Source organism: Brevundimonas sp. UBA2416 (genome assembly GCF_002343105.1).
Lineage (GTDB): Bacteria > Pseudomonadota > Alphaproteobacteria > Caulobacterales > Caulobacteraceae > Brevundimonas.
Window position 1 is genome coordinate 36,413 of the sequence record NZ_DDRM01000008.1, and the last position, 26,053, is coordinate 62,465.

Here is a 26,053-nt window from a genome sequence, read left to right on the forward strand (position 1 = left end):
AGATGTAGGTGTTGCGGACCATGAACTCCTTGAGGATGTCGTTCTGGATGGTCCCGGTCAGGGCCGCGTGCGGCACGCCCTGTTCCTCGGCCGCGACGACATAGAGGGCCAGGATCGGCAGGACGGCGCCGTTCATGGTCATGGACACGGACATCTGGTCCAGCGGGATACCGTCGAACAGGGTCCGCATGTCGTAGATGCTGTCGATGGCCACACCGGCCATGCCGACGTCGCCTTTCACCCGCGGATGGTCGCTGTCGTAGCCGCGGTGGGTGGCCAGATCGAAGGCGATCGACAGCCCCTTCTGCCCGGCGGCGAGGTTGCGGCGATAAAAGGCGTTTGAGGCCTCGGCGGTCGAGAAGCCGGCGTACTGGCGGATGGTCCAGGGGTTGCCGGCATACATGGTCGGATAGGGGCCGCGGACATAGGGGGCGATGCCGGGCAGGCCGTGGATGAAGTCGAGTCCCTCGACGGCGTCGGGGCCGTAGGCGGTCTGGACCGTCAGGCCCTCGGGCGTGTTCCAGACATCGCGGGCGGGGCCGGCGCCGGTCGCGCCGAGGTCGAGGGTAATTTTGGTGAAGTCGGGCGCGCTCATCGGCCGGCCTCCCAGGCTTGCGTCTCAAAGGGCGCGGCTAACCGGATGGGGGCCAGCGGGTCGCAGGCGTCGCCGCCCGTCTGCGCCGGTCGTGCGGGCTCGGCCTCGAAAGGCGCGGGCCGGGGATCGGGATCGACGAATTTGGTCACGCCGACCAGCTGCGACGCGCCGCTCGCCAGCGCGGCCTCGCGCTCGGCGCGGGCGGCGGCGACGCGGTCCTGAATGTCGCCGGTGCGCAGGGCGACGATCAGCCCGCCCTCGCCCTCGATGCGCTGGAACTCGGCCCAGCCGGCCTCGGCCAGATCGCGGGTGCGGGCGTCGAGGAACCACGATCCCGCCGCCGGATCGTCGACCCGGCCGAGATGCGCCTCTTCCATCAGCACCGCCTGGGTATTGCGGGCCTGCCGCCGTGCAAAGGCGTCGGAGCGGCCATTGGCGCGCGACAGGCCGTCCAGCACCACGGCGTCCGCCCCGCCGACCGCGCCGGCGTAGCCCGCCGCTGTCAGCCGCAGCAGGTTCGGCCAGGGATCGCGCGCAGACAGCATCCGCCGCGACGACCGCGCTTCGATGACGGCCGGCGTCTCCACACCGAACGCCTTCGCGAGCGAGCGCCACATCAGGCGCAGGGCCCGGATCTTGGCCAGGCCGTCGAAATATTCCTGGTCGAGGGAGACTCCGAGGACCGTCCCCTTGAGCGCCGCCTCGGCTGTCATGCCCGCCGCAATCGCCGCCTTGACCAGCGCCACGGCATTGGCCGCCGCGAAGCCCAGTTCCTGACCGATCGAGCCGCCCGCCTCGTGCACGACCCGGCCGTTGGCCATGAAGAAGGAGGCCTCGGGATAGGCGCCAGCGTGCCGCGCCGCCGTATTGGCGGCCAGCATCAGATGCTCGTCGATCAGGCGCGGCGCGGCGCCGGCTTCAGCGAAGGCCGACAGGGGATCCATGTGGAACATCAACCGGGCGCGCGGCGACCCCTTGGCCGCCACGGCCAGCGCATTGGCCGCCTCGGGTCCGTCCAATCCGGCGTCGAGCCCGACCGCCGCCAGCTCAAGCGCCACGCCGTCCAGCGCGCGGGTCAATGGTTCGGAATCGGCCAGAATGGCGCCCTTCAGCAGAACCGAGGCCGCGCCGCCTTCGAGATCCGCCAATACGGCGGCGTTGACGGCTGCGGCGTCATCGCCCTCGACGAGCGTCCGCACATCCCACGCGCGGCCCTCGGCGTCGGACGGACGGGGCGCCGACAACGGCTGGCCTCCGGTCGCCGCCGCATAAAGCGGCCGCACAGCAAGGCCGTCGGCGTCCAGATGCACCAGGCTTTCAAGCGGTCGGTCCTTCAGCGCCTTTTCGGCCAGGACGCGCCAGTCTGCGGGGGACGGGATCGGAAAAGTCATGCGTCTCCATTGCCCGCGCGAGGGCCTCGGGTCCAGTCAGGACGGAACGGATCGGCGAATACGCCACTATGTCGGTTGCGGATGAGATCGGCCCGCCTACATCCATCCGGAACGCAGCAGGAGCCCGCCTCATGGCCGACCTTTCCGTCTTTCCGATCACCCAGCGCTGGCCGGCCCAGCACCCCGACCGCCTGCAGCTCTATTCGATGAACACGCCCAACGGGGTGAAGGTCTCCATCATGCTTGAGGAGATCGGCCTGCCGTATGAGGGCCATTTCATCGACATCGGGAAAAACGAGACCTGGACGCCCGAATTCCTGTCGCTCAACCCGAACGGCAAGATCCCCGCCATCCTCGACCCCGACGGGCCGGGTGGACAGCCGCTGACCCTGTTCGAGTCGGGCGCGATACTGGTCTATCTGGCCGAGAAGACCGGCCAGCTGATCCCCGCCGATCCAGCCGCCCGCTACGAAACCCTGCAGTGGGTCATGTTCCAGATGGCCGCCGTCGGCCCGATGTTCGGCCAGCTCGGCTTCTTCCATAAATTCGCGGGCCGGGCGTTCGAGGACAAGCGCCCGTTGGAGCGCTACGTCACGGAATCGAAACGGCTTCTGGGCGTGCTGGAAGCCCGCCTGGATGGCCGCGACTGGATCATGGGCGACTATTCGATCGCCGACGTCGCGACCCTGGGCTGGGTGCGCAACCTGATCGGCTTCTACGAGGCGCGTGATCTGGTGGAGTTCGACAGCCTGAAAAATGTCCCTGCTTGGCTGGAGCGCGGTCTGGCGCGGCCGGCGGTTCAGCGCGGGCTGGAGCTTCCGCCGCGGCCCTGAGCCGACGGGCTCAGCGAGGGTCGAACGACTTGTGCTCACCGACCGGCGCGACGAACAGCCGGTCGCAGCGTTGAGCCTCGTCAGTCAGCAGGATGACCTCAAAGTCGTCGCCCGACGCGGCCCGCACCTGTTCGGCGAGGGCGTCGAACGCCGCCTCGTGGCCGGGGCGTCGAAAGAGCACGACCCCATCCCTGGCGTCCACGACGCCATAGGCCGGAGACCCTTCGAGAAGGGATTCGAAATCGAGAGCCATGGATGGGGAAGCCCTGAACGACGCAAAGGTTTCCCTCGGTGCGCCGAAGTCCGTGGCCTGGATTGTCGGGGGAGAAAGGAATGGTGGACGCGACAGGGATTGAACCTGTGACCCCCTCGATGTCAATGTGGGGGTGATTGATTTCCACAGGTCGCGACGTGTTTCCACGCGCCCACGTTATATGCGGTTTTTATGTAAAAAATGATCAAATAGGGCCGACGTAAGGATCTTTCGGTGTCGGTGAGTTTCGCCCGTCGTGGTATCTAGACGGTATCGGGAGTCGGTCACTTCGCCGGTCCCATCGTTCCAGGATCACAAATGCAGAGTCGAAAGGCGCGCATCACCAAGCGCACGGTCGATGCGACCCTAGTTCCGGCCGCGGGGGAAAGCCGCCTTTGGGATACCGACCTCAAGGGCTTTTTCCTGCGGGTCTATCCGACTGGCCGTCGTGTCTACGCGCTCAAGTACCGCCTCGGCCCATTGCAGCGGATCTACACCCTGGGCGTCCATGGCTCGCCGTTCACGCCCGAGTCGGCGCGGGATGCTGCAGAGATCGCCCTTCGGAGGGTTGCGGCGGGTGAAGATCCGGCGACAGAGAAGAAGGCGGCGCGTGAAGCCCTCACCGTCTCGGCCCTGATCGACCGCTACCTGGAAGATGGACCGGCGACGAAGCCCGGCAAGCGCGCGAGCACCTGGGAAAACGACGGCTCGAACCTCAAGCGACATATTCGACCCCTGTTGGGCCGTAAGGTCGCCAACACGATCACCAAGGCGGAAGCTGCCAAGGCCATTCGCGACATCACGGTCGGAAAGACCGCCGTCGATGAGAAGAGCGAGAAGAAGCGCGGTCGGGCTATTGTCACGGGCGGCGCCGGGGTTGCGCGCCGGACTCTGACCACGACGGCAGCGATGTTCGCGTGGGGTATGGAGCATGGGCTGGTGACAGCCAATCCATTCACCTCGGTCAAACTGTCGGCCGCGCCGGTGCGCGAACGTTTCCTCAGCAGCGAGGAGGCCGGCCGGTTGCTTGACGGACTCAACGACACGGAAGCGGCCGGGGAGGTCAATCCGGCCTTCTGCGACGCTATCCGTCTGCTCCTCCTTACCGGGGCGAGGAAGACTGAAATCCTCGGCTTGCGATGGGCTGAGGTAGATATCGAGCGCAGGCTACTGGTGTTGCCGCCCGAGCGTACGAAGGCCGGGGGGCAGAACGGTGAGCGACGCATCACCCTTTCCCCGCCGGCGCTCGAAATCCTCGCCAAGCGTCGCCCGGCCAAGGCTGCTCAGTTCGTGTTCCCCGCTACCCGTGGTGACGGTCATATAGTCGGGGTTCGCCGCGCCTTCGCCAGGGCATGTGGTCGGGCTGGCCTCGAGGGCGTTCGGATCCACGATCTGCGACATAGCTTCGCCAGTTTTGCTGTGGCCGACGGCGCCAGTCTGTTCCTGGTCGGGAAACTGCTCGGCCACGCCAGCGCGCGGACCGCAGAGCGGTACGCCCACTTGAGCGGAGATCCACTGCAGGATGCCGCGGCGGTTATCGGCCAGAAGTTGATGCCAGTCGATGAGCGGCCCAGCGGAATGTCGTGACGCTTATGCCGGGGGCCTGACCCCGGCCCCTCATGTTTACCGGGGCGGCCCCATATGGCGCGGCAGTGAGAGCAGCCCCGGTTTTACCCGCGCGATCCAGAATGAACTCGGCGAACAGCATTATCCGGTGCGGATCGGGCGTGTATGATGACCCTCATCACAGCGGTGTGGTTGTCATCCGTTGTCTTAATAGGGGGACCCGAGATGAAGACGCCGACAGCAGATCCGAGCGGGCAGCACGCTGATGAGTTGAAGGCACAAATCGATGCCGCCATCGAGAAGGATGACATTGACGAGGTCGTAAATCTCTCCATTCACGCGATCTGGGTTACCGCGCTTGCTATCTGTCGAGAGGCGGGAATTCCGGCACCTCGCCTAGTCGGCCTATCGCAACTGCGCCGTTTTCTCGCCTTTCGGGACGCCTGCGACGCGCACCTCGAAACGGCTGCCGATCACAGGGTCTCCTTTGCGCGAGAAGCATTTGAGGCCCTTGCGATGGTGGAGGCCCAGTTGCGAGTCTCCAGTCCAACCCTGGGCGGAACAAAGGCGGGAGATGCGGCGCGTCTTCTGTTGCTGGGAAAGCGGCTTGGTCATTCCGACGTCATGCTTGCGATGGTCACCTCCGGCATCTGGAAGGACTATGGAGAAGCACTTCTCAGCATCCACAATATGGGGACTCACCGTCGCGGCTTCGTGCCCGAATGGGAAAAAGCCTTTCTGCCGGTCGCCGTGGAGTATTGTTCCGGAAAGGCGAAGGTTCCTTTGGCAAGACTACGACGCCACGCCGAGAAGTGGGATGCGCGGGAGCGCGAAGCCGGTAGAGATCACGGTCTTCCCAAAACTGAAACGGGTATCGATGCTGGGCTCAAGCGTATGGAGTCGACCGGCAGGTTGATAATACCTGGCAGGCAGAAGGGTAACTGAAGGCTTCCGTCACCAAGGCAAGGCTTGAGGGTCTTTTTCTTTCTCAGAAGGGTGCTCAGAAGGGCAACGAGACGCCACCGGAATTCTCTGGTGGTCTCTCGGGATCTCATCGAAGTTGGACACTCTACTCTCAACCACTGACGTCGCCCGTCGCTTAGGCGTGGCCGAAGTCACCCTTCGCAAATGGCGAGTTCACGGCGCCGGTCCCCGGTTCATCCGCTGCGGCGCCAATGTCAGGTATCGCGAAGTTGACCTCGAAAGCTGGGTGACTTTGCGCACCGTCGGCAGCACGAGCGAGGCGGTCCGATGACCCGTCGGACTGGCAAACCGGCCGCGGGCCGTTCACCGGCTGACCTCGAAGCCACCCTCAACGGATGCTGGGTCGTCCTCATCCTGGACCCCGACTGGGAGGACACCTCGCCTTGGCCCGTGATGGCCGACGAGATCGGCGAGGCAGTCGCAAGGGCTGTCGAGGACTGGAAGGCGTGGCTGACCGATCCCGATGATCCAAATCCCGCGCCACTCCCGAAGCCCCATGTCGTGAAGGTCTATCGCAAAAGTTGGGTCACCCAAATCGAGTGGGGCGAGCGCTATCCCGTAGGGCTGGGCACCTTCGACATGACCATGTTGTCGAACCACAGCCGGCCATAGGTGCCGCCAGTAATCCCTTGGCGCGGTTCGGCAGTGACGTCGCCGGCCCGCTGAGGGCCGGCCACGCCCGTCCAAACTCGACCCATCCAAAATCGGCTGCTTCGTGCGGCCAGGAGACCCCCTATGTCGAACTACAATACATCCCGCGAACCGATGACGATGGGCGAGTTTATCGCCCTCGCCTTGTCTAACGGTTGGACGCTGTCCGCCAAGGACGCCGACCAGAACGTCGACGAGATCAACCTGGTCGATGCCCGCGGCCGGATGATCGTCGCGTTTCCTCAGCCGACGATCCACGGCCATCACATCGGCTTTATCGGCAGCGTCTACGGCCTGTGTGAGGTGCTGGAGGAAGGCACGATCGATCAGAAGATCCTAGAGGGTCTGGCCCCTGGTGCCACGGCTGTCGGCGCGGTCGAGACACTGGCCTCCTGCGTTCAGGAACCGAATGACACTGAGGAGATACCCAGGACTCTTACGGAACTCGGCGGCGGGGAGATATGGCCGGTGTTTACGAACATCGACCATCGGTGGAACCTCTGGAAGCCGTCGGACGCGGAGAGAGCGCACTTCTGCGCGACCCGCGAGACGGTCGAGTGGCTGTGTTCCCAACGCGACGGCGAAACGGACCCACGGATAGCCAAGGCGTATGACGGATTGGCCAGGAAAGCCCTGGCGGTGCACCGCGAGGCGGCCGAGCCGCCGCTGACCCAAGTCGAAACAGACATGGCGTGGAGCGTGTTTTTTTATGACGCCGACCACGTTTCACAAAGCGACATCGTAGATGAGTGGATGTTAACTGAGGGCCGAGCGGGAGCCCGCTCGGCGATCGACGACTTCGCGGATAGGCTAGACGAAGTCGACCGCTTCACCGAGGGCGTTACCGTCTCTACCCATCCCGTCGCCGTTGTGACGGGGCGTCGCGATCACGGCTGCTACCCCAACTTCGCCTTCGCGGTGAAAGAACCGTCGCTCGCGGTTTGGCTGGACGCAAACCGAGCCGCGCTCCCCGAGCCCCCTTATGTCGCGCGGATCAGCATCAGGGAGTGCGTGGAGGAGTCGGAAATCGTGTGTGACTCCTCCATCGAGGTCGCGCCGCTCGTCATCACTATGGCTGACACGCTGGCGGACGAGTTCCGCACACAGTTTCCCCATCTCATCGCGACGTTCGTTCCGTTCGGCGGGGCAACCGCGGCAGGCGATAAAAGCCCAATAGCTAACGACCGGATCGAGCGCCCGGAGGCCAAGAATGGTTGACTCGCTTGTCCCGGTAGAGCGCGTCACGCTCGACAAAATCATCACCGCCGCGCCCGCAGAGGGTTTTTCCATCATCGACCCCAGCAGCCCCTTGGCTGCGCCGGCACATACGGAGTGTGAGATGCCAACGACCGAAGCACAGCCGGAGACGACGTGGACCCCAACGGACCAACGCGCATGGGACGGGACTATCGCACTCGTCGGCGCCCTGCTCTCGAATACCAGTGCACAGTTGAGCGGCGAAGACCTGCAGAGCCGAATTCAGGACACCTTCGCCACGCTGCTGAGCCTGGGTCATCCTTCCGCCGATCCGCGGCCTGAGGGCCCGTCGGTCTCCTCTCTCACCTGGAGAGAGATCGAAAATTCAATCGGCACCGACGCCATTATCAGTTTCGAAGACGGTCGCCCCTATAAGAACCTGAAGCGTCATCTCCACACTCGCGGAATGACTCCGGATCAGTATCGCGCAAAATGGCGGCTGCCGGCGGATTATCCAATGATTCATCCCGGTTATCGCGCTCTTCGCTCCGAGATGGCCAAGGCGCAGGGATTGGGGATCAAGAGACGAAAGGCCAAGGGTGAAAACGCGGCGGACACAGAACTCCCCTCCTGCCCCGTTCCCGCCCTGAGCTCGAATGAAGACTGCCCACTTGCGACAGTCATGACTGATGCGCTGGCAGTGGCGCAGCCTGTCCGGTTCTTGGAATCCGACACCCGCCATCCAGGCGCCGGAGACCAGTTGTGAAGAGCCACTATCGCTTCAGCGTTCGGTTCCCTGCGTCCAGTGGGTGTCCACGCGCCATGTTCAAAGAGACGACAATTATTGGCTCGCGGTCGCCGGATGAAAGGATCCGCAAGATCCAAGAGCGCATCTGCATGAAAACCATTTCGGCGTGCATGCGTACGACGGCGTCTTGCTCCTTGGCGCACAGTTTCCTGAGGCCACTCAGCGGGGAAGAAGGTGTCGCTCGCAATAAAGGTGTCGATCGGTGAACGGTCTAGGCCATCTCCCAGCGGCAGCACTGACCCGCGCCGGCCGACCGTGAGGCGATCCTAAATAGGTGGTCGGTCGGGCCAACGATCCGACCGATTTCCACCTTGCGGCGGCCGCGCGCGCGCTGGGGGATGGGGATCGCGGCGTTGGCCCGCCCGATCCCCGTCAACCCGCAAGGAGCGCCATGAAGACCAGTATCCCATTCATCCTCAAAGCTACCCCGGACCCACGATGGGGCCGGTACGTGGTTCACTCGGCCAATCGGCACGATATTCCCGACGAGATCACGGCATTGATCGGTCGAGCGGCCGACAATGTTCGCTGGCGCCTGAGGGGCCGGCCATGACCGGTCACGTCACCCTCAGCGAGGCTTTGGAGGTGGTCCAGAGGGCCGCTGAGGCCGACCCAGCGCTCCGGTCGATGATCTTCGCTCGCCTCGGCGCAACTGACCCCACGCGGCCTGCAAACGACGCGCCGGTGCGTCTGCCCCCCATCGAGGCCATGAACGCTGTTCAAGCGGCGGTCTTCGACAACTGGCCATCGGATCGGCGGGTCACGGGACGACCAAACCGCTATGGAATGGCGATCGAGATCTGGACCGCGCCGCCCGAGCGGATCAACGTCGCCCGGCGCGGCAATTATCAGCACAAGGTCAACGTTGCCCTGATGGACGCCAAGGCGATCAAAGCGTGGGTGAAGACGGTGGAGAAGACAAACGCAAAGCGCCTCAATCCGCTGAGCGTGGACTTCCTCGCGGGACTGGCCGAGGCCGCGACCATCATGGGGCCAGGTGAGTTTCTTGGCGTCTGCGCCGTGAAGACCCCCGGCGCCGGCCACGTCTATTTTGACCATCAGTGGGTTCACGTCCGGCTCGACGGCGAGGCAACCCGCGCGACGATATCGATCGACGGCGTTGGCCTGGTCCTCCCGACATTCTCCAGCACCGCGCCGAACGGCGACCAGCTGGGCGCCGGAGTTATCCTTCAGTCGCGGCTAGATAGGGCTGGTTTCTCGACCTCTTGGGCGACGCCGGAACACGAACACGCCAGCCTTGCCTTGGTGGCGTGAGATATCGTTTATCGAGGTCGATCTCTAGTCTAATTGGCGTACTAAAGACTAATTAGCTAGAGACGCATATCGAATATCGATACGCTCTCTTGGGCTAAGGGGCCCTTGGCCGTTTGCGCTCCGCGCCTACGCCGGACGCCGGGGCGGCGCCGTCGAGCAAGGCGAAATTTCGCTTCGCTCAGAAGAGACGCGCCCTGCGCGCTCCCGGCCTGCCGGGCTCATGATTGAAAAATTATGCCGTCGCCGAGCCGAAGAATTACTTCGTCGAAAACTCATCCAATTTGACGCGGCGAGACAGAACAAATTTGCCCGGCGAGACAGAACAATTTTGTCCGGTGAGGCGCCTTGAGATTGCGGGGTCGGCGCGTCTCGGCCGCAACGCGATCGGTTGCGCCAGTTCGGTTTGGGCGACATCGCGTCCCGATCTTCCGAGACCCGAGCCGTCACTGAAATAGATGAGCATGGGCCCCCTGGCAGCAATCGGCTCGAGAAGGCCAATTCGTTTGGTGCCTCCACAGCAGCCAGGCGCGGATGTCGGACCGCAGCCGTCCCGCGACCCCCCAACACGTGGCGTTCGGCGGCGCGACTAACCCTGCCGGAATACTGGGCCGTTTGCCGCAAGTTCGGCCAAAGTCCTTGAGTTCACGCAATAGGCCGGCGCGCTCTCTATGTTTGGGTGCGCAGACAACAGGCGCGCACAGGCGTCGGGCCGGTCACACAAGCTGCAGCGCAACTTAAGGCGTTCGATTTGGCCTTGGTCGATATGGTCGTCCTCGAGCGCCGCCTTCAAATCAATACCCAACGCATGGGCCATGCGCTCCATGAGGCCTCGATACACGGCGGGACGATCCAAGGAGTAGGAGTGCGCGCTCATGGTATTCGGCTCCTGCAATCATTTCCCTGTCTAGCTGCAAACCATAGTTCATCAATCGTGAAGTTCTGCCAAATACCGTCCAATCCTGATTTTCGTCGCAAAGCGTCGCCAGAAATGCAGTAATCGCCGGGCGATCGGGAATGGTGGAGCCCAAGGCACCCCGACGTGGTCAGTGTCTTCCTCCCGCCCGCGGCGTTGGCAAAGCTCACTGATCGCAGTGTCTGACCGATCTCTATCGAGCCGGTCCATATAATTGCGCCGGCGCAAGACAGGACCGGGCCGCATGCCCTACCGTCCGGCGGATGAACCCCAACCAGCATTTCCCGCAACTCCTGGCCGCCGCCGCTGCCGAGCCCGAACCGCAGCGCCTGCTGTTCGTCTTCGCCGGCGCCGAACTGCCCGACAACGCCACGCCGGAACAGAATGCACGCTTCCGGTCAGGGCGCGGTGGCGCGCTCGCGCCGCTGATGTGCGTCGACAAGGCACCGCGGGATCTGGCGGATTTCGCCGCCCTGGTCTCGGAGGCCGAGCGGGCCGGCCCCCCGTGGAGCGTGGTGTTCGCCGCCAGCCTTTCGGGACAGGCCGGCCGTCCGCCGGACAAGGCTCGCATTGACCTTGCTCTCGAGACCATGACCGCGGCCGTGCGCGACGGCCGGTTCGGTGGGTTCGCAGCCTACGGGCCTGAGGGCGAGTTCCTCGAAATCCGCTAGCCCGGCGGATTATACGCGGCCCTTCTGGCGGCCGTGGGTGTGACCGATCAGGGGGCGGGATGCATCGTTACGACTTTCTCGTCGTCGGCTCAGGGATTGCCGGATCCTCTATCGCCAGCGAACTGGCGGCGACGGCAAAGGTGCTCCTGATCGAACGAGAAGCTTGCCACGGCTACCACACCACGGGCCGCTCGGCGGCGATGTTCATCGAGTCCTATGGCAACGCCTGGATCAGACGCCTCACCGGAGCCAGCCGGGGCTTTTTCGATAACCCGCCTGACGGCTTCTGCAGCCATGCACTCCTCAAGCGACGAGGCAGTCTCACCATAGCCACGCGGGATCAGATTTCGGCCCTCGAGGCCCTTGCCGCGGACGTCAAGGCGACGGGCAGCGAGGTCCAGCAGATTGACGGTGAAGCGGCTCGGGCGCTGACGCCGATCCTGCGCCGCGACCGGGTCGCTCAGGCGGTATTTGAACCCAACTCCTGCGACATCGACACCCACGGCCTGCACGGCGGTTTCCTGCGTCTGGCCCGGGCCCGCGGAGCCGATGTGCGGCTCAACGCCGGCGTTGAAGGGATCGAGCGGCGGACGGCGGGATGGCGCATCTCCCTCGCCGCTGGCGCACCGGTGGAAGCCCGGGTGATAGTCAATGCGGCGGGCGCCTGGGCTGATGTGATCGCCGGGATGGCCGGCGTTCGACCGATGGGTCTGGAGCCCCGACGGCGCACTGCTGTTCTGATCGACCCGCCTGTCGGACTGCCGATGGACGGCTGGCCCACGGTGATGGATGTCGACGAAAGGTTCTACTTCAAACCGGAGTCAGGCAGCCTCCTCGCTTCCCCCGCGGACGAAACGCCGTCCGCCCCGGTGGACGCCGCACCGGAGGAAATCGACATCGCGGAGTGTATCGACCGTATCGAGTTGGCGACGACCCTCTGTGTGACCCAGGTTAGACGATCCTGGGCTGGTCTGAGGACCTTCGCTCCCGACCGGACACCCGTCTTCGGCTACGATCCGGATATCGCTGACTTCTTCTGGTTCGCTGGCCAGGGCGGCTACGGCATGCAGACCGCACCCGGAGCCGCCCGTCTGGGCGCCGCATTGGCCTTGGGGCAGGCAATACCGCCCGATCTTGGTGAACACGGTCTGGGACCAGCCCCCTTCTGTCCCTCACGGTTTCGGTGACCAACCGGGAAGCGGACGCTCCCGGCCTTTGACGGGGTTCGTCCGCGCGCTTGATGGATGCCAATTCGATTTGGCGACACAGGCTGTAAGTCCAGCGGACCGGCCCGGTCCGGGTAGAGAGGCAACCGACGTTCCGATGACCGCAGACCCGTCGCGCGAACTCGTCCGCACCTATTTTCCCGGCGCGCGATCCGAAAACGAACGCCGTCTGCGCAGCGAGATCGACGCCACCCTCGACCACTGGTTTCGCTGGCGCTCCGGCCGGTTCGAGGACAGCGCCTCGAACGACGCGCCGCCCGTCGCTGGTTCCTCCGCACGCGAGGGCGATTTGCTCGGCCAACGGTTGTTGACGCTCTGCGACGCCCTGACGGCGGAGACCCCGACCTTCTCCCCCCGCTACATCGCCCACATGAAGGCCGATCTGTCCCTGCCCGGTCTGCTCGGCTGGTTCGCGGCCATGCTGCACAATCCCAACAATAGTTCGCGCGACGCCAGCCGCGTCGGCAGTGTGATCGAGACCGAAGCCATCGCCGCCCTGGCCGGCATGCTGGGCTATGATCCCGCGCAGGCCCAGGGGCATTTCACTTCCGGCGGGACGGTGGCCAATTTCGAGGCGGTCTGGCGCGCGCGCTACCGACTGGACCATTGGCTGGCCCTCGCGCTGCATGTTTCCGAAGCGACCGGCGACCCACTCGACCCCTTCGCCGCGGCTCATATGGGCTGGAAGCAGTTCCGCAGCCTGCAGTCCGCTCACGCCGCGTCGGACGCGATCCTGAAATCCTGCAGCGCGGCGGCGTCCAATCCGGGGGATGTCTGGCGTCGGATCAGCCGGGCGTCAGGACGGGACTACCAGGGGCCCGTGATGCTGGTTCCCGGAAACCGGCACTATTCGTGGAGCAAATCGGCCAATGTCTTCGGTCTGGGCGGCGAGGCGATCTGGAGCGTGGCCCTGGACAAGGGCGGTCACCTGGATCTCGCCGATTTCGAACGTCAGGTGGACCGCGCCCAGGCTGATGGAAGACCGATCCTGATGGCCGTCGCCGTGGCCGGGGCCACCGAGACCGGGGCCATTGATCCGCTCGATCGCCTCTATGACCGGTTGGACCTGTGGCGAGCGGAGCGAGGTTGGCGCATCTGGCGCCACGTCGATGCGGCCTATGGTGGATTCCTACGGGCCATGCTGGACGGCCCCTCGGAAGCGGCCCTGGCCCCGGAGACGGCAGCCGCACTGCGGGCCATGGGACGCTCGGATTCGATCACCATCGACCCGCACAAGCTGGGCTATGTCCCCTATGCCTGCGGCGCTTTCCTGACGCCGGACGCTGAACATTACGCCGTGTCCGCCTTTGACGCCCCCTATCTGGACCGGCCGGAACTGGGCGATGGAAAATGGTCATCGACGCTGGAAGGATCGCGGTCGGCGGCCGGCGCCGCGGCGACCTGGCTGACGGCGGAAACCCTCGGCTTCGGCGCGGACGGCCTCGGGGCTTTGATGGCCACTACGATTGAGTCCCGCCAGGCTTTCGAAGCCGCCATAGAGGAAGCTGTCCCGGAAGCGCGTTTCCTGCCTGCCGACAGCAATATCGCCTGCTTCTCGCTGGCTCGCCCCGGCGAGGCGCTGAGCCTTTCCAACGCCCGCAGCCGGGCCGTCTTTGATCATTTCCAGAGATCGCCCCATTTCGCTGTGTCCAAGACGACCCTGGGGGCCGACAATGCCGCGCTGATCGTCGACCTGCTCGGCGGCCATGGCGGCTACGATGACCGATCCGAGGGGGATGCCGGGATGCTGGTGATCCGCTGCGTGTTCATGAATCCCTATTGGTCTGACCCGTCGGTGCGGCACGACCTGCTGCCGCGCTTCATCGAGGAGTTGCGCCAGGCCCTGGCCGACCCCGACGAAGCGAAGGCGGCATGAAATGGAGACGACCATGAGCCCTATCCTGTTCTTTGGCCGGGTCGGCGAGCGTCTGGGCCCGGAGGGGCGCCTGGAATTGCCCGTCGAGGGACTTCCGGTTCGGGAGATCCGTCGACTACTGGCCGAGCGCGACGAGGTCGCAGCGGACGCCCTGCTGCGGCCCGACGTCCGCGCGTCGGTTGATCTGGTCGTCGTCGGTGAGGACGCCCTCGCCCGCCCGGGGCAGGAGATCGCGTTCTTTTCCCTGTTTTCGGGGGGCTGAGTTGGCCCTCGACGTCAGGCTCATCAGCACAACCCTGTCCGCCCCTGCGGAGCTTGAGGCCTTTCTCGCCGGCCGCACGGTCGAGGGCGCCGTAGTGACGTTCACCGGCCTGGCCCGCGGCGCGGGCAAGGACGGCTCGGTCGTCGAGACCCTCACCCTGGATTGGTATCCCGGCATGACCGAGCGTTCGATGCAGGATATCGCCGAAGCCGCCGTGGCGCGCTTCCCGGTTACGGACCTGGTCGTGGTTCATCGATGCGGCGAGATCGTCCCCGGCGAGACCATCGTCTTCGTCGCCGCCGCCGCGGCCCATCGGCGCGAAGCTTTCGCAGCGGCGGACTATCTGATGGACAGGCTCAAGACCGAGGCCGCATTCTGGAAGCGCGAGACCGGCCCCTCCGGCACACGCTGGATCGAACCCGTAGACGAGGACCGCGCCGCCCTGGCGCGCTGGAAGGACGAGACCCCCTGATGGCCGGAAGAATTGACGAGACACTGCCGTTTCACCCGCTCAACATCGCGGTGCTGACCATCTCGGACACCCGCGATGAAACGACTGACACCTCGGGCGGCACGCTGGTCGAACGCCTGACCACGGCGGGCCATGTGCTGAAGGGGAAGGCCATCGTCCACGACGAGGTGGAGGCTATCCGCAGCCAGCTCAAGATCTGGATCCAGGACCCGGACGTGGACGTTGTCCTGACGACGGGCGGCACCGGCTTTTCACCCCGCGACGTGACGCCTGAGGCCGTGAAGCCGCTCTTCCGGCGCGAGCTCGAGGGCTTTTCTGTTGTGTTCCATCTGGCCAGCCTGGGCACCGTCGGTGTCGCGACCCTGCAATCACGGGCGCTCGCGGGACAGGCCGATGACACCTTCGTCTTCTGCGTGCCCGGCTCGACCGGAGCGTGCCGCGACGCCTGGGACCTGGTGCTGGCGGAAGAACTGGACAGCCGCTTCCGGCCCTGCTCCCTGGTCGGCCAGATCCCGCGCTTCCGGGGCATCTGCCCGTGAGCGCCCTGACACATCTGGATAGCGGTGGGCGTGTGCACATGGTCGATGTCGGCGACAAGGCGCCGACGGCCCGACGGGCCGTGGCGGAAGGCCGGGTCATGTGCGCGCCTGCGACCCTCGCCTTGGTCCGGGACGATCACGCACCGAAGGGCGCCGTTATCACCACCGCCGAACTGGCCGGGATCATGGGGGCCAAGCGCACGGCTGATCTGATCCCGCTGTGCCACCCGCTCGGCCTCGACAAGGTCTCCGTGAAGATCGATCTCGACGAGACGCTGCCGGGCTTCATCGTGACCGCGGAAGCGCGTGTCTCGGGTCCCACCGGCGTCGAGATGGAAGCCCTGACGGCCGTCTCGGTGGCCTGCCTCACCCTCTACGACATGCTCAAGGCGGCCGACCGCGGCATGGTCATCAGCCAGGTCCGGCTGTTGTCCAAATCCGGCGGACGATCAGGCGACTGGACTGCGTCGTGATCGATTTCGATACCGCCCTCGCCCTGGTCCTGACCGAGGCCCGCCCCCTCCCTTGCGAGACTGTGGCGCTGGAAGCTGCCGCTGAGCGGGTGCTGGCAGTCGATCTGCGGGCCCGCGGCGACGCCCCGCGCGCTGCAGTATCGGCGATGGACGGCTATGCGGTGCGAGACGCCGACCTTGCGAGATTGCCGGCCCGGCTTCCCATCACCACCGTCGCCTTCGCCGGTCGTGCCGACGTGCCAAGCTTGCCCACCGGAACCTGCGCCCGGGTCTTCACCGGAGGACCCGTGCCCCACGGGGCCGACAGGATCGTGGTCCAGGAGATTGTCGGCCGCGACGGCGATCTGGCCCTGTTCGAGGTCACGCCCGGACCGGGGAACAACATCCGCGCGGCCGGCTCCGATTTCCGGACCGGCGATACCCTGCTTCCGGCGGGGACGGTCCTCGGCTTTCGCGCCATGGTCGCCGCCGCCGCGGCAGATGTCGCCAACCTGTCGGTCGTACGCCGGCCGCGCATCGTCATCCTCGGCACCGGTGATGAACTGGCGGAGCCGGGACAGGCGCTCGAGACACCCGGCAGTATTCCGGAAAGCGTCTCATTCGGCGTCGCCGCCCTGGCGCGGCAATCTGGCGGCGAGGTGATTGATCGTCGTCGCCTCACCGATACGCCCGAACTGCTCGAGGCCGCCGCCCGCCGTGCGCTCGACGAGGCCGATCTGGTGGTGGTCACGGGCGGCGCATCTGTCGGGGAGAAGGACTACGCCCGCTCGATGTTCGCGCCCTTCGGGCTGGAACTGATCTTCTCCAAGGTCGCCATCAAGCCCGGCAAGCCGGTATGGTTCGGCCGGGCGGGCGGCGCCTTGGTGCTCGGTCTGCCCGGGAATCCGACGTCGGCGCTTGTGACGGCCCGCCTGTTCATGGCGTCGTTGGTCGCGGGTCTGGCGGGGAGAGATCCGGCCGCGCTGCTGAGCTGGCGGGACATGACCCTGACAGCGCCCCTCAAGTCCTGTGGAGATCGGGAGACCTTCGAGCGCGGCCGTCTGGTCGGAGGCGGCGTCGCGGGACTGGCTGTCCAGGATTCCGCGACCCAGATGGCCCTGGCGACAGCCGATGTGCTGATCCGGCGTCGCGCTGGCGATGCCGCCCTCAGCGCTGGCGACAGCGCCCTCGTTCTGGACTTCTGAACCGGCTCAGAGGAAGCGCTGGAACAGGATGTTGTTCTCCAGGTGGACGTGCTCGCGAAGGTCCATATCCAGCTTGCTGCAGCCGGCATACAGGGCCCGCCAGGTAGCGCAGGCCCCCTCCGGCGCGACGAAGTCGTCGGTCAGCTCCGCCATGAAGGCGAGCAACGCCCCAAGGTCCTCATGGTCCTGCATCATCCGGGCGATCGGATCACGCAGAACCTGACCCATGCCCCTGATCATGGCGGGAAACAGAACAGCTTCTTCCTTGTGTTGATGGTCTTCGAGGTCCTCGAACATGTCGGAGAGCAGGTTGGCGAGCCCGTGCGGACAGTCGGTCCGGTCCTGGTGAACCGACTCAACGCGCCGGGCCAATGCGATGACCGCGGGGAATTCGCGCCGGTGCACCTTATGATAGCGCTCAATGATGTGGGCGATCAGATCAGCGGTCTCGGCGGGCGCATGGACCCCCGGATTTTCCAGGGCGTGGAGTTCCGCCTCGAGGGCCGATAGATTCAGGCCGCGGCTCTCCGCTTCCTTCGCGAGCAAGGTATCGCCCTTGCAGCAGAAATCGATCTTGTGGCGGCGAAAGACCGCGGTGGCTCCCGGCAGGATGACAGCGATCTCGCCGACGGACAGATGTTCAAGCGCCATGTTCCGGAGTGTCCTTTCCGTTTCACGCGCCGATCCGCGGGCGCGCCTATGCGTCTTCCTAGGCCGCTAGAGCCGTCCGCCGCTTGATGTCGGTCAAGCCCTCCGTTGACGACGGTCCGGGTCCGCGACACACCTGTCGCCCTTCCACGCGCCGCAGGGAATCACCGAGTCTGGCCTCCACTTTTGAAGGGGTGCAGAGATGGCGTTCGACAGTCCGCTGGCCGGTGAAATCTGGAGCAGCAAATATCGTTTCCGGCCGCTCGATGGAGCGGGAGACGCGACCGTCGAGGCTACGTGGGACCGGGTCGCCGCCGCCCTAGCGGAAGCCGAACCGGTCAAGTCGCGCGGTCGGTGGCGCGCCCGCTTTCGGGAAGCACTTGAAGGCTACCGGTTCCTGCCGGCCGGACGAATTCTTGCCGGAGCCGGCACGGGACGTGCGGTGACCCTGTTCAACTGTTTCGTCATGGGGACCGTCCCTGACGATCTCGACGGCATTTTCCAGCATCTGCGGGAGGCTGCGGTCACCATGCAGCAGGGCGGCGGCGTGGGCATGGACTTCTCCACGGTTCGGCCCTCAGGCGCGCCGGTTCGTGGAGTCGGCGCGGAGGCCTCGGGCCCGCTCAGCTTCATGGACGTCTGGGACTCCATGTGCCGCACGATCATGTCAGCGGGTCAGAGACGCGGGGCGATGATGGGTTGCCTCCGGATTGACCATCCCGACATCGAGGCCTTCATCGACGCCAAACGGAACGCGGTCCGCTTTAGGAACTTCAATCTCTCGGTTCTGGTCCCCGATGCCTTCATGACCGCGCTGGACGCGGACGCCGACTGGCCGCTGGTGTTCGGCGGCGAGGTGCGGCGCACCGTCCGGGCGGCGGACCTGTGGAATCGTCTGATGCAGGCCACTTACGACGCCGCCGAGCCGGGGGTGATCTTCATCGACCGGGTGAACGCCGCCAACAACCTGGCCCATTGCGAGGTGATCGCGGCCTCCAATCCCTGCGGCGAACAGATGCTGCCGCCCTATGGGGCCTGTCTGCTAGGGTCGATCAATCTCGCCCGCCTCGTCTCCGCGCCGTTCGAATCCGGCGCGGCCATGGACGAGGTGGAGCTGGCGGCGCTCACCCGCACAGCCGTGCGGATGCTGGACAACGTCATCGACATCTCACGCTTCCCCCTGCCGGCCCAGGAAGCGGAAGCCCGCGCCAAGCGCCGCCTCGGCCTCGGCGTGACGGGGTTGGCCGACGCGCTGATCTTCTGCGGGGCCCGATATGGCGAGGACCGGGCCGTCGCCCTCACCGAACAATGGCTGGGCCTGATCCGGCGTGAGGCCTATCGCGCCTCGGCGGAATTGGCCGCCGAAAAGGGCGCCTTCCCCCTCTACGATCCGGCCATGCTTGAGCGGCCCAACCTGGCCAGCCTCGACCCCGAGACCCGCGAACTGATCGCGCGCCACGGTTTGAGAAACGGTTGTCTGACCTCAATCGCCCCGACCGGCACAACCTCTCTGCTGGCCGGGAACGTCTCGTCCGGCATCGAGCCGGTGTTCGCCTTCGCCTATACCCGCAAGGTGTTGCAGCCGGACGGCAGCAAGCGCGAGGAGGCGGTCGAGGACTACGCCCTGGCGCTCTGGAAGCGGCTCAAGGGGGCGGACGCCCCACTGGAAAACGCGCCGGGCGACGCCTTCGTCAGCGCCCAGACCCTGACCCCCGAGCATCACCTGCGGATGCAATCGGCGGCCCAGGCCCAGATCGACAGCTCCATCTCCAAGACCATCAACTGCCCGGAAGACATCGCCTTCGACGCCTTTTCCGACGTCTATCGCGAGGGCTACCGTCTCGGCTGCAAGGGCCTGACCACCTATCGGCCCAACGCCATCACCGGCTCGGTACTCAGCGTCGAAACGCCGCCCGCAAGCGATGCGGTTTCGACCGGGCCCGTCCTGACGCCGAGGCCAGCGCGGCTTGAGGGCGCGACCTACAAGGTGCGTTGGCCGCTGGACCCGCACGCGGTCTATGTGACGATAAACGACTCCGGCGACGAGGATGGCGGCGAACGTCGTCCGATGGAGATCTTCGTCAACTCCAAGAACATGGCTCACTATGCCTGGACGGTCGCCCTGACCCGGATGGTCTCGGCTGTCTTCCGCCGTGGTGGCGACGTCTCGTTTGTGGCGGAAGAGCTCAAGGCGGTGTTCGACCCCGGCGGCGGCGCCTGGATGGAGGGGCGCTATACGCCATCTCTTCCGGCGGCCATCGGCGCGGTGATCGAGCGTCACATGAACCTCTCGGCCGGCGACGCCTCCTTCGCTCCGGACGCCGCGCCCACACCCGAGCCCGCCCCTGCGACAGCGGCCGCTCCTGCCCCCTCGGCCTGTCCGCGATGCGGCACGCCGGGCCTTGTCCGGAAGGAGGGCTGCGATAGCTGCCTCGACTGCGGCTATTCCCGATGCGGATAGCGCCTCTGCGTCAACCGTCGTCGAGCCGTCGGTGGACCGAACTCCTGTATCGGACGCGACGGCCGTTGGAGGTCCTGCTGACGGCGTCGCTCCGGAGCGTCGCCCGGCGCCAGCCGGATGCGTTCGACCGACTGGGTCCGGTCCGCCAGGCCACCATCCGCATCGTCCCCGACCACCTGCCGGTCGCCTTCGAAATGCGGCCGAACGGTGCGGCCGGTTCTATCCGCGTAGTGCGGCCGGAGTCTGATGCGGCCGGGACCTCGGCCCGGATCAGCGGCCCGCTGCTGACGCTCCTCGCCCTGTTCGACGGACGGGGCGACGCCGATGGGGCCTTCTTCCAGCGCCGCATCGACGTCGACGGCGACACAGCGGCCATCCTCGCCCTTCACAATGCGCTGGAAGCTTCGGAGCTGACGATGGCCGACATCCTGAGTCTGCCTCGGGGGTTCGATCCGGCGCTGCAGACCGCGCTGGCCGTGGTTGGGCGCTGGCGTCAGGGCGAGGTCCGCCCATGACCGGCGCCACCGCGCCAGGGCTCGAGCTGGTCTGCCCCGCCGGCTCGCCCGCCATGCTGAAAGCGGCGATCGAGGCCGGCGCGGACAGCGTCTACTGCGGCTTCCGCGACGAGACCAATGCGCGCAACTTCCCCGGCCTGAACTTCTCTCCCCAGGAGTTGCAGGCGGCGACCGACTGGGCCCACGATCGCGGCGCTCGGGTTTTGCTGGCACTCAACACCTTCGCCCGGGCCGACGCCACCGACCTGTGGCGGGCCTCAGCCGATGCGGCGGCGGGAGCGGGCGTGGACGCCGTGATTGCCGCGGACCTGGCGGTGCTGTCGCACATGCGCGCCAACCATCCCGGCGTGCGACTTCACCTGTCGGTCCAGGCGGCGGCGGGCACCCCTGAGGCAATCGCCTTCTACGCTCGCGAATACGGCGTGAAGCGGGTGGTTCTGCCCCGCGTCCTCAGCGTCGAGGAAATCCGGAGCCTGACCCCGGAAATATCCGTCGAGACCGAGGCCTTCGTCTATGGCGGCCTGTGCGTGATGGCGGAAGGCCGCTGCGCCCTGTCGTCCTATGCCACTGGGCGGTCTCCGAACCTGTCCGGCGTATGTTCGCCCCCCGAGGCTGTAACCTTCACCGAAGATCGTGGGGAGCGCACGACGCGGCTATCGGGCTTCGCCATCGACCGGCTGCCGGCCGGCGAGGTGGGCGGATACCCGACCCTGTGCAAGGGCCGGTTCCGCGGCGCGGCCGGGGAGCCGGCCTATCTGTTCGAGGATCCGGTCAGCCTCAATGCCATGAGCCTGCTGGCCGGGCTGGCCCGGGCGGGGGTCACAGCCGTCAAGATCGAGGGGCGGCAAAGGGGTCGCGCCTATGTGGCGCGCGTCACCGCCGCCTTCCGGGCCGCCATCGACGCCATTGGACGCGGGGAATCTCCGGCTCCCTATGAGTCCCTGCTGGGCGACCTCGCCGAGGGTGCGCGCGAGACAACCGGCGCCTATCGGAAACGCTGGCGATGAGCGGGTTGATGGAACTGGCGATCGGACCTTTGCTGCTCAACTGGCCCGCCGAGCGGGTCGAGGCCTTCTATGCCCGGATCGCCGACGAGGCCCCGGTCGAAACGGTCTATCTCGGCGAGGTCGTCTGCGGAAAGCGACAGCCGTTGCTGCAGGACGTCCTGGCGCGGGCCGCCGAGCGGCTGGAAGCCGCGGGCAAGACAGTGATCTGGTCCACTCTCGCCCTTCCCTCCACGTCCCGGGAGCGGCGGCTGGCGGCAGAGCTGGGCGCGGATCCCGATCATCTGATCGAGGCCGGGGACATGTCAGCGGTCTGGAGCCGGGCCCCCGCGCCATTCGTCGCCGGCCCGCTGTTGAACGTCTACAACGCCCCTGCGGCGGCGGAGCTTGTGCGGATGGGCTGTGTGCGTCTGTGCGCCAACGTCGAACTTCCCCTGACCTCCATCGCCGAAATCGCGCAGGCCTGCCCGGAGCTCAAACTTGAGCTGTTCGCCTTCGGCCGTTTGCCGCTCGCCCTGTCGAGCCGCTGCGCCCAGGCCCGGATGGAGGGATTGCATCGGGACGCCTGCCGCTACGTCTGTGACCGACACCCCGATGGCATGGACGTCGCGACCATCGAGGGTCAGGACTTCCTGGCCATCAACGGCCTGCAGACCCTGTCCCACGGATGCCAGTTGGTTGATGTCGAGGTCGAGGCGCTGGAGCGGTCCGGCGTCTCGGTCCTGCGATTGTCGCCGCACAGCCTGGACATGGTCGCGGTATGTAACCTGTTCCGGGACTTCATCACCGGGCGGATTACGCCGCGGGAACTCGCCTTGAAGATCGAGCCCCTTGGGCCGCCCGGACCGCTGGTCAGCGGTTATCTGCACGGGACGGCGGGCGCCCGCTGGCGGTCTGCTGGGGTCGGGGCATGAACACGACCGAACTGGAGGCTCGGCGGGCGCGGATTGACCGGATCGACTCTATCCTTGTGCGCATCGTTGCTGCGCGCCAGCGCCAGGTCGCGGTCATCGCCGCGCTCAAAGCAGGGCAGGACAGCGTTCGGGATCCGGCCCGGATCGCCGCCATCCTCGCCCGGGTCCAATCGGCGGCGCGGCATTGCGGACTGGACGAAGCGATCGCGATTCCGGTCTGGCGCGAACTTCTCGAGCGCTCGGCCGAGTCTCAGCAGAAGCTTATGACGTGCGCCGAACGGGTAGATCGATCGCCTTGACGAAGGGCAGGCCGCAGCGGCCAGTTCGTCAACTGGGTCTGCGCTTCGGTCCTTTATGCAGACCGTATCCTTCGTCCCGGAGCCCCCATGAATACCGCCGCCGCCATTCGCGCCCATCGCGGTCCTGCCGTCTTCAGCGTCGGCCTGCGCCCCTTCTTCCTGTTCTCTGCGCTCTGGGCAGCCGTCGCCGCTCCGCTCTGGCTCTATGCCTTTCTCAGCGGCGGCCCTGTGGGGCTGAGCTGGCATGTCCACGAAATGTTGTTCGGCTACACGGGCGGGGTCGTCGTCGGCTTCCTCCTGACCGCCGTGCCCAACTGGACCGGTCGCCTGCCTGTGGTCGGGACGCCATTGGCCATTCTGTTCGGCCTCTGGGCGGCAGGGCGCGCCGCCATGTTGGCGATGGCCCTGAACGCGGATCTGGCGGCGGCGGCCTGGCCGTTGATCATCGACGGTCTGTTCCTGTTCGCCATGGCGGGTGTGGTGTGGCGCGAGGTGCTGGCGGGAAAGAACTGGCGCAATGTGCCGGTCGCGGTGATGGTCACCTTGTTCGCGCTCGCCAATGCCGGATTTCATCTGGAGGCGGGAGCCGGCGGCGTCACTGCCCTGTCCACCCGGCTGGGCCTTGCGGTCGTAGCTCTGTTGATCGCCGTCATCGGCGGTCGGGTCACCCCGAGTTTCACCCGGAACTGGCAGATTAAACGCGGCGGCCCGCTGCCAGCCGTCGCCGACCGGTTCGACGCCGTGACCCTGGCCGTCACTGCAGCGGGACTGATCGCCTGGAGCGTCGCCCCCGCCCATCCCGCGGCGGGTGCCCTGCTGCTAGCGGCGGGCACTCTGAATCTGGTGCGGCTGATCCGCTGGCGCGGCGCCGCCACGCTTGCTGAACCGCTCGTCTGGATCCTTCACCTCGGCTATCTGTGGCTTGCGGCGGGCCTCTTCCTCACGGGGTTGTCGGTCGCCGTGCCGGACCTGGTTCCTCCATCCGTCGGCGTCCACGCCCTGACTGCGGGTGCGATCGGTGTGATGACCCTCGCCATCATGACCCGCGCCAGCCGGGGCCACACCGGTCGCCCCCTGGCGGCCGGACGGGTTGAAGTTGTTATCTATGCCCTGGTCAACGCCGCGGCTCTAAGCCGGGTGGTGGGAGGCTTGTCGCCGACCCTCTATCAGCCGCTGTTGATCGTCTCGGCAGGGCTTTGGTCGGCGGCGTTCCTTGCGTTCGCGATCGGCTATGGTCCGATGCTGCTGTCGCCCCGCCCTGACCGCGCCTGATCGCAGTCAGGCGTAGCGGGCGGCGGCTGTCGCCTTGACCAGTGCGAACACGCGCTTTCCGGGAGCCAGGGCGAGTTGTTCGCTCGCTTGCCGGGTGACCAGCGCCTTCAATCTCAACTCTCCCGCCTCCAGCCGGACGAGAATACCGTCAGCCCGGACTTCCAGCGCGGCGACCTGCATCTGCAGCCGGTTCTGAAAGCTGGCGTCGACAGGGTCCGTCAGAGCGAGCGCCACATCGCGGGCATCGACGACGACTCGCAAACGATCGCCCGGCGACACGTCGAGGAGCGGTGCCAGAAACGAGGTTCCCGCCAGATCGATGCGGGTGGCGTTCCGTGCAGTGTCGTGGGTGGTGACCTGTCCGTCGAGAATGGACAGGGGGGCGCTCAGCCCGGCGGCGGTCTCGGCCTCCGGTCGGTCGAACGCCGCGTCCGGCGACTCTGCTCCCACGGCCTGGCCGTCGCCGACCAACACAACGCGATCCGCGAGACGGGCGACCTCATCCACCGCATGGCTGACATAGAGGATGGGCGGTCCCTCCCGAGCCAGCTGGTCCAGATAAGGCAGGATGTCGCCTCGACGGGCGCCGTCCAGCCCCGCCAGAGGCTCGTCGAGGATCAGCAGGCGGGGGCGGGTCAGCAGGGCCCGCCCGATCGCGACCCGGCGGGCCTCGCCGCCGGACAGCGCGTCCGGCCGGCGCTCCAGCAGGCTTTCGAGCCCCAACAGAGCCACGGCCTGATCAAGGGCGGGATCAGGGTCGCCCGACCGGCGGGGGCCATACAACAGGTTGTCGCGGACCGTCATGTGCGGAAACAGCCGCGCATCCTGGAATACATAGCCGATCCGTCGTTTCCAGACCGGGACCGACAGGCCTGTGTCAGAGTCGAGAAGCACCTCTCCGTCCAGCACGACGCGCCCGCGGATCGGACGGATCAGACCCGCGACCAGTTCGGCCACCGTGGTCTTGCCTGCCCCTGAGCGACCGAAAAGGCAGGTGATGCGGGCGTCGCTCGAGAAGGCGACATCCAGAGAGAAGTCGTCGAGGACGATATGCGCTGACACCTTCAGCATCACCGCACCCCTCCGACCCGCCGCGCGACGGAGCGTGCGCCCCATTCCGAAAGCACGAGGGCCCCGATCGACACGCCGACCGAGATCAGGATCAATCTCAACAGGGCCGCCTCGCCGTCGGGAAGCTGGGTCAGGCTGTAGATCGCGAGCGGCAGCGTACGGGTCTCTCCGGGTATGCTGGCCACGAAGGTGATGGTGGCGCCGAATTCACCGAGCGCCTTGGCGAACGCCAGCACCGTTCCGGCTGCAACGCCGGGCAAGGCGAGCGGCAGGGTAATGGTCAGGAACCGGACGATCGGCCCGGCGCCGAGGGTCCCGGCCGCGCTTTCGATCCGCGGATCGACCATGTCGAAGGACAGCCGCACAGCCCGGACCAGTAACGGGAAGCCCATGACCGCCGCGGCCAGCGCCGCTCCCGTCCAGTCGAAGGCGAACACAATCCCCATCGGCTCGAGCAAGCGACCAAGAGGGCCGCTCCGGCCGAAGAGCAATAGCAACGCATAACCGGTCACTACTGGCGGCAGGATCAGGGGCAGGTGGGTCAGGCCCGAAAGCAGTGCCTTGCCGGGGAAGCTGTAGCGCGACAGCAGATAGGCAAGGGCGACGCCCGGCGGCAGGCTGAACAGCGTCGCCGTCGCCGCAACCTTCAGCGACAGGCCGATGATCTGCTGTTCCTCGGGGCTGAGCGTGAACATCCGGG

At 66.2% G+C, this 26,053-nt stretch carries 29 protein-coding genes and 1 tRNA gene; 22 read left to right on the forward strand and 8 right to left on the reverse strand.

Annotated features, from left to right (window positions below):
• Nucleotides 1–595, reverse strand: a 595-nt coding sequence (locus tag B3E43_RS01930; protein WP_292026204.1) for a methylmalonyl-CoA mutase family protein, incomplete at its 3' end; no start/stop codon positions are given.
• Nucleotides 592–1,986, reverse strand: a complete 1,395-nt coding sequence (locus B3E43_RS01935; RefSeq protein WP_292026205.1) for a methylmalonyl-CoA mutase family protein — start codon at nucleotides 1,984–1,986, stop codon at nucleotides 592–594. The genes B3E43_RS01935 and B3E43_RS01930, both read right to left, overlap by 4 nt.
• A gap of 131 nt (nucleotides 1,987–2,117) precedes the next feature.
• Here B3E43_RS01935 and B3E43_RS01940 point away from each other — a divergent pair, with 131 nt between their 5' ends.
• On the forward strand, nucleotides 2,118–2,819 hold the full coding sequence (locus tag B3E43_RS01940; RefSeq protein WP_292026206.1) for a glutathione S-transferase N-terminal domain-containing protein: 702 nt from the start codon (nucleotides 2,118–2,120) through the stop codon (nucleotides 2,817–2,819).
• Between the two features lie 10 nt (nucleotides 2,820–2,829).
• On the opposite strand, the gene B3E43_RS01945 is transcribed toward B3E43_RS01940, so the two are convergent.
• Entirely contained in the window at nucleotides 2,830–3,072 is a 243-nt protein-coding gene (locus B3E43_RS01945) for a hypothetical protein (RefSeq protein ID WP_292026207.1), read from the reverse strand.
• An 81-nt stretch (nucleotides 3,073–3,153) separates the two neighbouring features.
• Nucleotides 3,154–3,246: transfer RNA gene (locus B3E43_RS01950), tRNA-Val, on the reverse strand.
• 144 nt (nucleotides 3,247–3,390) lie between these two features.
• Here B3E43_RS01950 and B3E43_RS01955 point away from each other — a divergent pair.
• The 7 genes from B3E43_RS01955 to B3E43_RS01980 all read left to right on the forward strand — a co-directional run bounded on the left by B3E43_RS01955 (nucleotide 3,391) and on the right by B3E43_RS01980 (nucleotide 9,553).
• Nucleotides 3,391–4,659 carry a tyrosine-type recombinase/integrase gene (locus B3E43_RS01955; RefSeq protein WP_292026208.1) on the forward strand — a complete coding sequence of 423 codons (1,269 nt, stop codon included), beginning with the start codon at nucleotides 3,391–3,393 and terminating at the stop codon, nucleotides 4,657–4,659.
• 204 nt (nucleotides 4,660–4,863) lie between these two features.
• Entirely contained in the window at nucleotides 4,864–5,583 is a 720-nt protein-coding gene (locus B3E43_RS01960) for a hypothetical protein (protein WP_292026209.1), read from the forward strand.
• A gap of 115 nt (nucleotides 5,584–5,698) precedes the next feature.
• Nucleotides 5,699–5,893: a helix-turn-helix transcriptional regulator gene (locus B3E43_RS16165; protein ID WP_366517868.1), complete on the forward strand. Its 195-nt coding sequence runs from the start codon at nucleotides 5,699–5,701 to the stop codon at nucleotides 5,891–5,893.
• Nucleotides 5,890–6,234: a hypothetical protein gene (locus tag B3E43_RS01965; protein WP_292026210.1), complete on the forward strand. Its 345-nt coding sequence runs from the start codon at nucleotides 5,890–5,892 to the stop codon at nucleotides 6,232–6,234. The genes B3E43_RS16165 and B3E43_RS01965 overlap by 4 nt, the downstream gene beginning before the upstream one ends.
• Nucleotides 6,235–6,357: 123 nt before the next feature.
• The gene (locus tag B3E43_RS01970) at nucleotides 6,358–7,491 is read left to right on the forward strand and encodes a hypothetical protein (RefSeq protein WP_292026211.1); all 1,134 of its coding nucleotides are present in this window, start codon (nucleotides 6,358–6,360) and stop codon (nucleotides 7,489–7,491) included.
• Entirely contained in the window at nucleotides 7,484–8,236 is a 753-nt protein-coding gene (locus B3E43_RS01975; RefSeq protein WP_292026212.1) for a MucR family transcriptional regulator, read from the forward strand. The genes B3E43_RS01970 and B3E43_RS01975 overlap by 8 nt, the downstream gene beginning before the upstream one ends.
• A 591-nt stretch (nucleotides 8,237–8,827) precedes the next feature.
• Nucleotides 8,828–9,553 (forward strand): hypothetical protein, encoded by a 726-nt coding sequence (locus B3E43_RS01980; RefSeq protein ID WP_292026213.1) that lies wholly within the window; start codon nucleotides 8,828–8,830, stop codon nucleotides 9,551–9,553.
• 586 nt (nucleotides 9,554–10,139) lie between these two features.
• On the opposite strand, the gene B3E43_RS01985 is transcribed toward B3E43_RS01980, so the two are convergent.
• Nucleotides 10,140–10,427, reverse strand: coding sequence for a DUF6455 family protein (locus B3E43_RS01985; protein WP_292026214.1), 288 nt, complete (start codon nucleotides 10,425–10,427; stop codon nucleotides 10,140–10,142).
• A gap of 302 nt (nucleotides 10,428–10,729) precedes the next feature.
• On the opposite strand from B3E43_RS01985, the gene B3E43_RS01990 reads away from it, so the two are divergent.
• The 8 genes from B3E43_RS01990 to B3E43_RS02025 all read left to right on the forward strand — a co-directional run bounded on the left by B3E43_RS01990 (nucleotide 10,730) and on the right by B3E43_RS02025 (nucleotide 17,169).
• Nucleotides 10,730–11,137, forward strand: coding sequence for a ribonucleotide reductase subunit alpha (locus B3E43_RS01990; protein WP_292026215.1), 408 nt, complete (start codon nucleotides 10,730–10,732; stop codon nucleotides 11,135–11,137).
• Between the two features lie 59 nt (nucleotides 11,138–11,196).
• Entirely contained in the window at nucleotides 11,197–12,324 is a 1,128-nt protein-coding gene (locus B3E43_RS01995; protein WP_292026216.1) for an NAD(P)/FAD-dependent oxidoreductase, read from the forward strand.
• A gap of 136 nt (nucleotides 12,325–12,460) precedes the next feature.
• The gene (locus B3E43_RS02000; RefSeq protein ID WP_292026217.1) at nucleotides 12,461–14,239 is read left to right on the forward strand and encodes a pyridoxal phosphate-dependent decarboxylase family protein; all 1,779 of its coding nucleotides are present in this window, start codon (nucleotides 12,461–12,463) and stop codon (nucleotides 14,237–14,239) included.
• A gap of 13 nt (nucleotides 14,240–14,252) precedes the next feature.
• Complete coding sequence (locus tag B3E43_RS02005; RefSeq protein WP_292026218.1) at nucleotides 14,253–14,501, forward strand: MoaD/ThiS family protein; 249 nt, start codon at nucleotides 14,253–14,255, stop codon at nucleotides 14,499–14,501.
• Nucleotide 14,502: 1 nt separating this feature from the next.
• Nucleotides 14,503–14,973, forward strand: a complete 471-nt coding sequence (locus B3E43_RS02010) for a molybdenum cofactor biosynthesis protein MoaE (protein ID WP_292026219.1) — start codon at nucleotides 14,503–14,505, stop codon at nucleotides 14,971–14,973.
• Complete coding sequence (gene moaB, locus B3E43_RS02015; RefSeq protein ID WP_292026220.1) at nucleotides 14,973–15,512, forward strand: molybdenum cofactor biosynthesis protein B; 540 nt, start codon at nucleotides 14,973–14,975, stop codon at nucleotides 15,510–15,512. The genes B3E43_RS02010 and moaB overlap by 1 nt, the downstream gene beginning before the upstream one ends.
• A complete protein-coding gene (moaC, locus tag B3E43_RS02020) occupies nucleotides 15,509–15,985 on the forward strand; it encodes a cyclic pyranopterin monophosphate synthase MoaC (protein ID WP_292026221.1) in 477 nt (158 codons plus the stop codon). Before moaB ends, moaC begins: the two co-directional genes overlap by 4 nt.
• Nucleotides 15,982–17,169: a molybdopterin molybdotransferase MoeA gene (locus B3E43_RS02025; protein WP_292026222.1), complete on the forward strand. Its 1,188-nt coding sequence runs from the start codon at nucleotides 15,982–15,984 to the stop codon at nucleotides 17,167–17,169. The genes moaC and B3E43_RS02025 overlap by 4 nt, the downstream gene beginning before the upstream one ends.
• Nucleotides 17,170–17,175: 6 nt before the next feature.
• Here the strand turns inward: B3E43_RS02025 and ric are convergent, their stop codons facing one another.
• Complete coding sequence (gene ric, locus B3E43_RS02030) at nucleotides 17,176–17,820, reverse strand: iron-sulfur cluster repair di-iron protein (RefSeq protein WP_292026223.1); 645 nt, start codon at nucleotides 17,818–17,820, stop codon at nucleotides 17,176–17,178.
• Nucleotides 17,821–18,019: 199 nt separating this feature from the next.
• On the opposite strand from ric, the gene B3E43_RS02035 reads away from it, so the two are divergent.
• The 6 genes from B3E43_RS02035 (at nucleotide 18,020) to B3E43_RS02060 (ending at nucleotide 24,282) form a co-directional block, all read left to right on the forward strand.
• Nucleotides 18,020–20,278, forward strand: a complete 2,259-nt coding sequence (locus B3E43_RS02035) for an adenosylcobalamin-dependent ribonucleoside-diphosphate reductase (protein ID WP_292026224.1) — start codon at nucleotides 18,020–18,022, stop codon at nucleotides 20,276–20,278.
• Nucleotides 20,279–20,343: 65 nt separating this feature from the next.
• Nucleotides 20,344–20,793 (forward strand): ubiquinone anaerobic biosynthesis accessory factor UbiT, encoded by a 450-nt coding sequence (gene ubiT / locus B3E43_RS02040; RefSeq protein ID WP_292026225.1) that lies wholly within the window; start codon nucleotides 20,344–20,346, stop codon nucleotides 20,791–20,793.
• The gene (gene ubiU, locus B3E43_RS02045; protein ID WP_292026226.1) at nucleotides 20,790–21,800 is read left to right on the forward strand and encodes a ubiquinone anaerobic biosynthesis protein UbiU; all 1,011 of its coding nucleotides are present in this window, start codon (nucleotides 20,790–20,792) and stop codon (nucleotides 21,798–21,800) included. The genes ubiT and ubiU overlap by 4 nt, the downstream gene beginning before the upstream one ends.
• An 8-nt stretch (nucleotides 21,801–21,808) precedes the next feature.
• A complete protein-coding gene (gene ubiV, locus B3E43_RS02050; protein WP_292026227.1) occupies nucleotides 21,809–22,711 on the forward strand; it encodes a ubiquinone anaerobic biosynthesis protein UbiV in 903 nt (300 codons plus the stop codon).
• On the forward strand, nucleotides 22,708–23,010 hold the full coding sequence (locus tag B3E43_RS02055; RefSeq protein WP_292026228.1) for a chorismate mutase: 303 nt from the start codon (nucleotides 22,708–22,710) through the stop codon (nucleotides 23,008–23,010). The genes ubiV and B3E43_RS02055 overlap by 4 nt, the downstream gene beginning before the upstream one ends.
• A gap of 87 nt (nucleotides 23,011–23,097) precedes the next feature.
• Entirely contained in the window at nucleotides 23,098–24,282 is a 1,185-nt protein-coding gene (locus B3E43_RS02060) for an NnrS family protein (protein WP_292026229.1), read from the forward strand.
• Nucleotides 24,283–24,288: 6 nt separating this feature from the next.
• Here B3E43_RS02060 and modC read toward each other — a convergent pair whose 3' ends face one another.
• Both modC and modB read right to left on the reverse strand, forming a co-directional pair.
• Nucleotides 24,289–25,353 carry a molybdenum ABC transporter ATP-binding protein gene (gene modC, locus B3E43_RS02065; RefSeq protein ID WP_292026230.1) on the reverse strand — a complete coding sequence of 355 codons (1,065 nt, stop codon included), beginning with the start codon at nucleotides 25,351–25,353 and terminating at the stop codon, nucleotides 24,289–24,291.
• On the reverse strand, nucleotides 25,353–26,048 hold the full coding sequence (gene modB, locus B3E43_RS02070) for a molybdate ABC transporter permease subunit (RefSeq protein ID WP_292026231.1): 696 nt from the start codon (nucleotides 26,046–26,048) through the stop codon (nucleotides 25,353–25,355). The genes modC and modB overlap by 1 nt, the downstream gene beginning before the upstream one ends.
• Between the last annotated feature and the right edge of the window lie 5 nt (nucleotides 26,049–26,053).

Excerpts from the sequence above, each read along its gene's own strand:
- B3E43_RS01965 (WP_292026210.1), top strand. The coding sequence starts at position 5,890 with ATGACCCGTCGGACTGGCAAACCGGCCGCGGGCCGTTCACCGGCTGAC.
- B3E43_RS01945 (WP_292026207.1), bottom strand. The coding sequence starts at position 3,072 with ATGGCTCTCGATTTCGAATCCCTTCTCGAAGGGTCTCCGGCCTATGGC.
- B3E43_RS01990 (WP_292026215.1), top strand. The coding sequence starts at position 10,730 with ATGAACCCCAACCAGCATTTCCCGCAACTCCTGGCCGCCGCCGCTGCC.
- B3E43_RS01940 (WP_292026206.1), top strand. The coding sequence starts at position 2,118 with ATGGCCGACCTTTCCGTCTTTCCGATCACCCAGCGCTGGCCGGCCCAG.
- ric (WP_292026223.1), bottom strand. The coding sequence starts at position 17,820 with ATGGCGCTTGAACATCTGTCCGTCGGCGAGATCGCTGTCATCCTGCCG.
- B3E43_RS01995 (WP_292026216.1), top strand. The coding sequence starts at position 11,197 with ATGCATCGTTACGACTTTCTCGTCGTCGGCTCAGGGATTGCCGGATCC.
- ubiV (WP_292026227.1), top strand. The coding sequence starts at position 21,809 with ATGGAACTGGCGATCGGACCTTTGCTGCTCAACTGGCCCGCCGAGCGG.
- B3E43_RS01960 (WP_292026209.1), top strand. The coding sequence starts at position 4,864 with ATGAAGACGCCGACAGCAGATCCGAGCGGGCAGCACGCTGATGAGTTG.
- B3E43_RS02060 (WP_292026229.1), top strand. The coding sequence starts at position 23,098 with ATGAATACCGCCGCCGCCATTCGCGCCCATCGCGGTCCTGCCGTCTTC.
- B3E43_RS01955 (WP_292026208.1), top strand. The coding sequence starts at position 3,391 with ATGCAGAGTCGAAAGGCGCGCATCACCAAGCGCACGGTCGATGCGACC.
- moaB (WP_292026220.1), top strand. The coding sequence starts at position 14,973 with ATGGCCGGAAGAATTGACGAGACACTGCCGTTTCACCCGCTCAACATC.
- B3E43_RS02055 (WP_292026228.1), top strand. The coding sequence starts at position 22,708 with ATGAACACGACCGAACTGGAGGCTCGGCGGGCGCGGATTGACCGGATC.
- ubiU (WP_292026226.1), top strand. The coding sequence starts at position 20,790 with ATGACCGGCGCCACCGCGCCAGGGCTCGAGCTGGTCTGCCCCGCCGGC.
- B3E43_RS01975 (WP_292026212.1), top strand. The coding sequence starts at position 7,484 with ATGGTTGACTCGCTTGTCCCGGTAGAGCGCGTCACGCTCGACAAAATC.
- B3E43_RS01970 (WP_292026211.1), top strand. The coding sequence starts at position 6,358 with ATGTCGAACTACAATACATCCCGCGAACCGATGACGATGGGCGAGTTT.
- modB (WP_292026231.1), bottom strand. The coding sequence starts at position 26,048 with ATGTTCACGCTCAGCCCCGAGGAACAGCAGATCATCGGCCTGTCGCTG.
- B3E43_RS01980 (WP_292026213.1), top strand. The coding sequence starts at position 8,828 with ATGACCGGTCACGTCACCCTCAGCGAGGCTTTGGAGGTGGTCCAGAGG.
- B3E43_RS01935 (WP_292026205.1), bottom strand. The coding sequence starts at position 1,986 with ATGACTTTTCCGATCCCGTCCCCCGCAGACTGGCGCGTCCTGGCCGAA.
- B3E43_RS02000 (WP_292026217.1), top strand. The coding sequence starts at position 12,461 with ATGACCGCAGACCCGTCGCGCGAACTCGTCCGCACCTATTTTCCCGGC.
- B3E43_RS01985 (WP_292026214.1), bottom strand. The coding sequence starts at position 10,427 with ATGAGCGCGCACTCCTACTCCTTGGATCGTCCCGCCGTGTATCGAGGC.
- B3E43_RS02005 (WP_292026218.1), top strand. The coding sequence starts at position 14,253 with ATGAGCCCTATCCTGTTCTTTGGCCGGGTCGGCGAGCGTCTGGGCCCG.
- B3E43_RS02035 (WP_292026224.1), top strand. The coding sequence starts at position 18,020 with ATGGCGTTCGACAGTCCGCTGGCCGGTGAAATCTGGAGCAGCAAATAT.
- modC (WP_292026230.1), bottom strand. The coding sequence starts at position 25,353 with ATGCTGAAGGTGTCAGCGCATATCGTCCTCGACGACTTCTCTCTGGAT.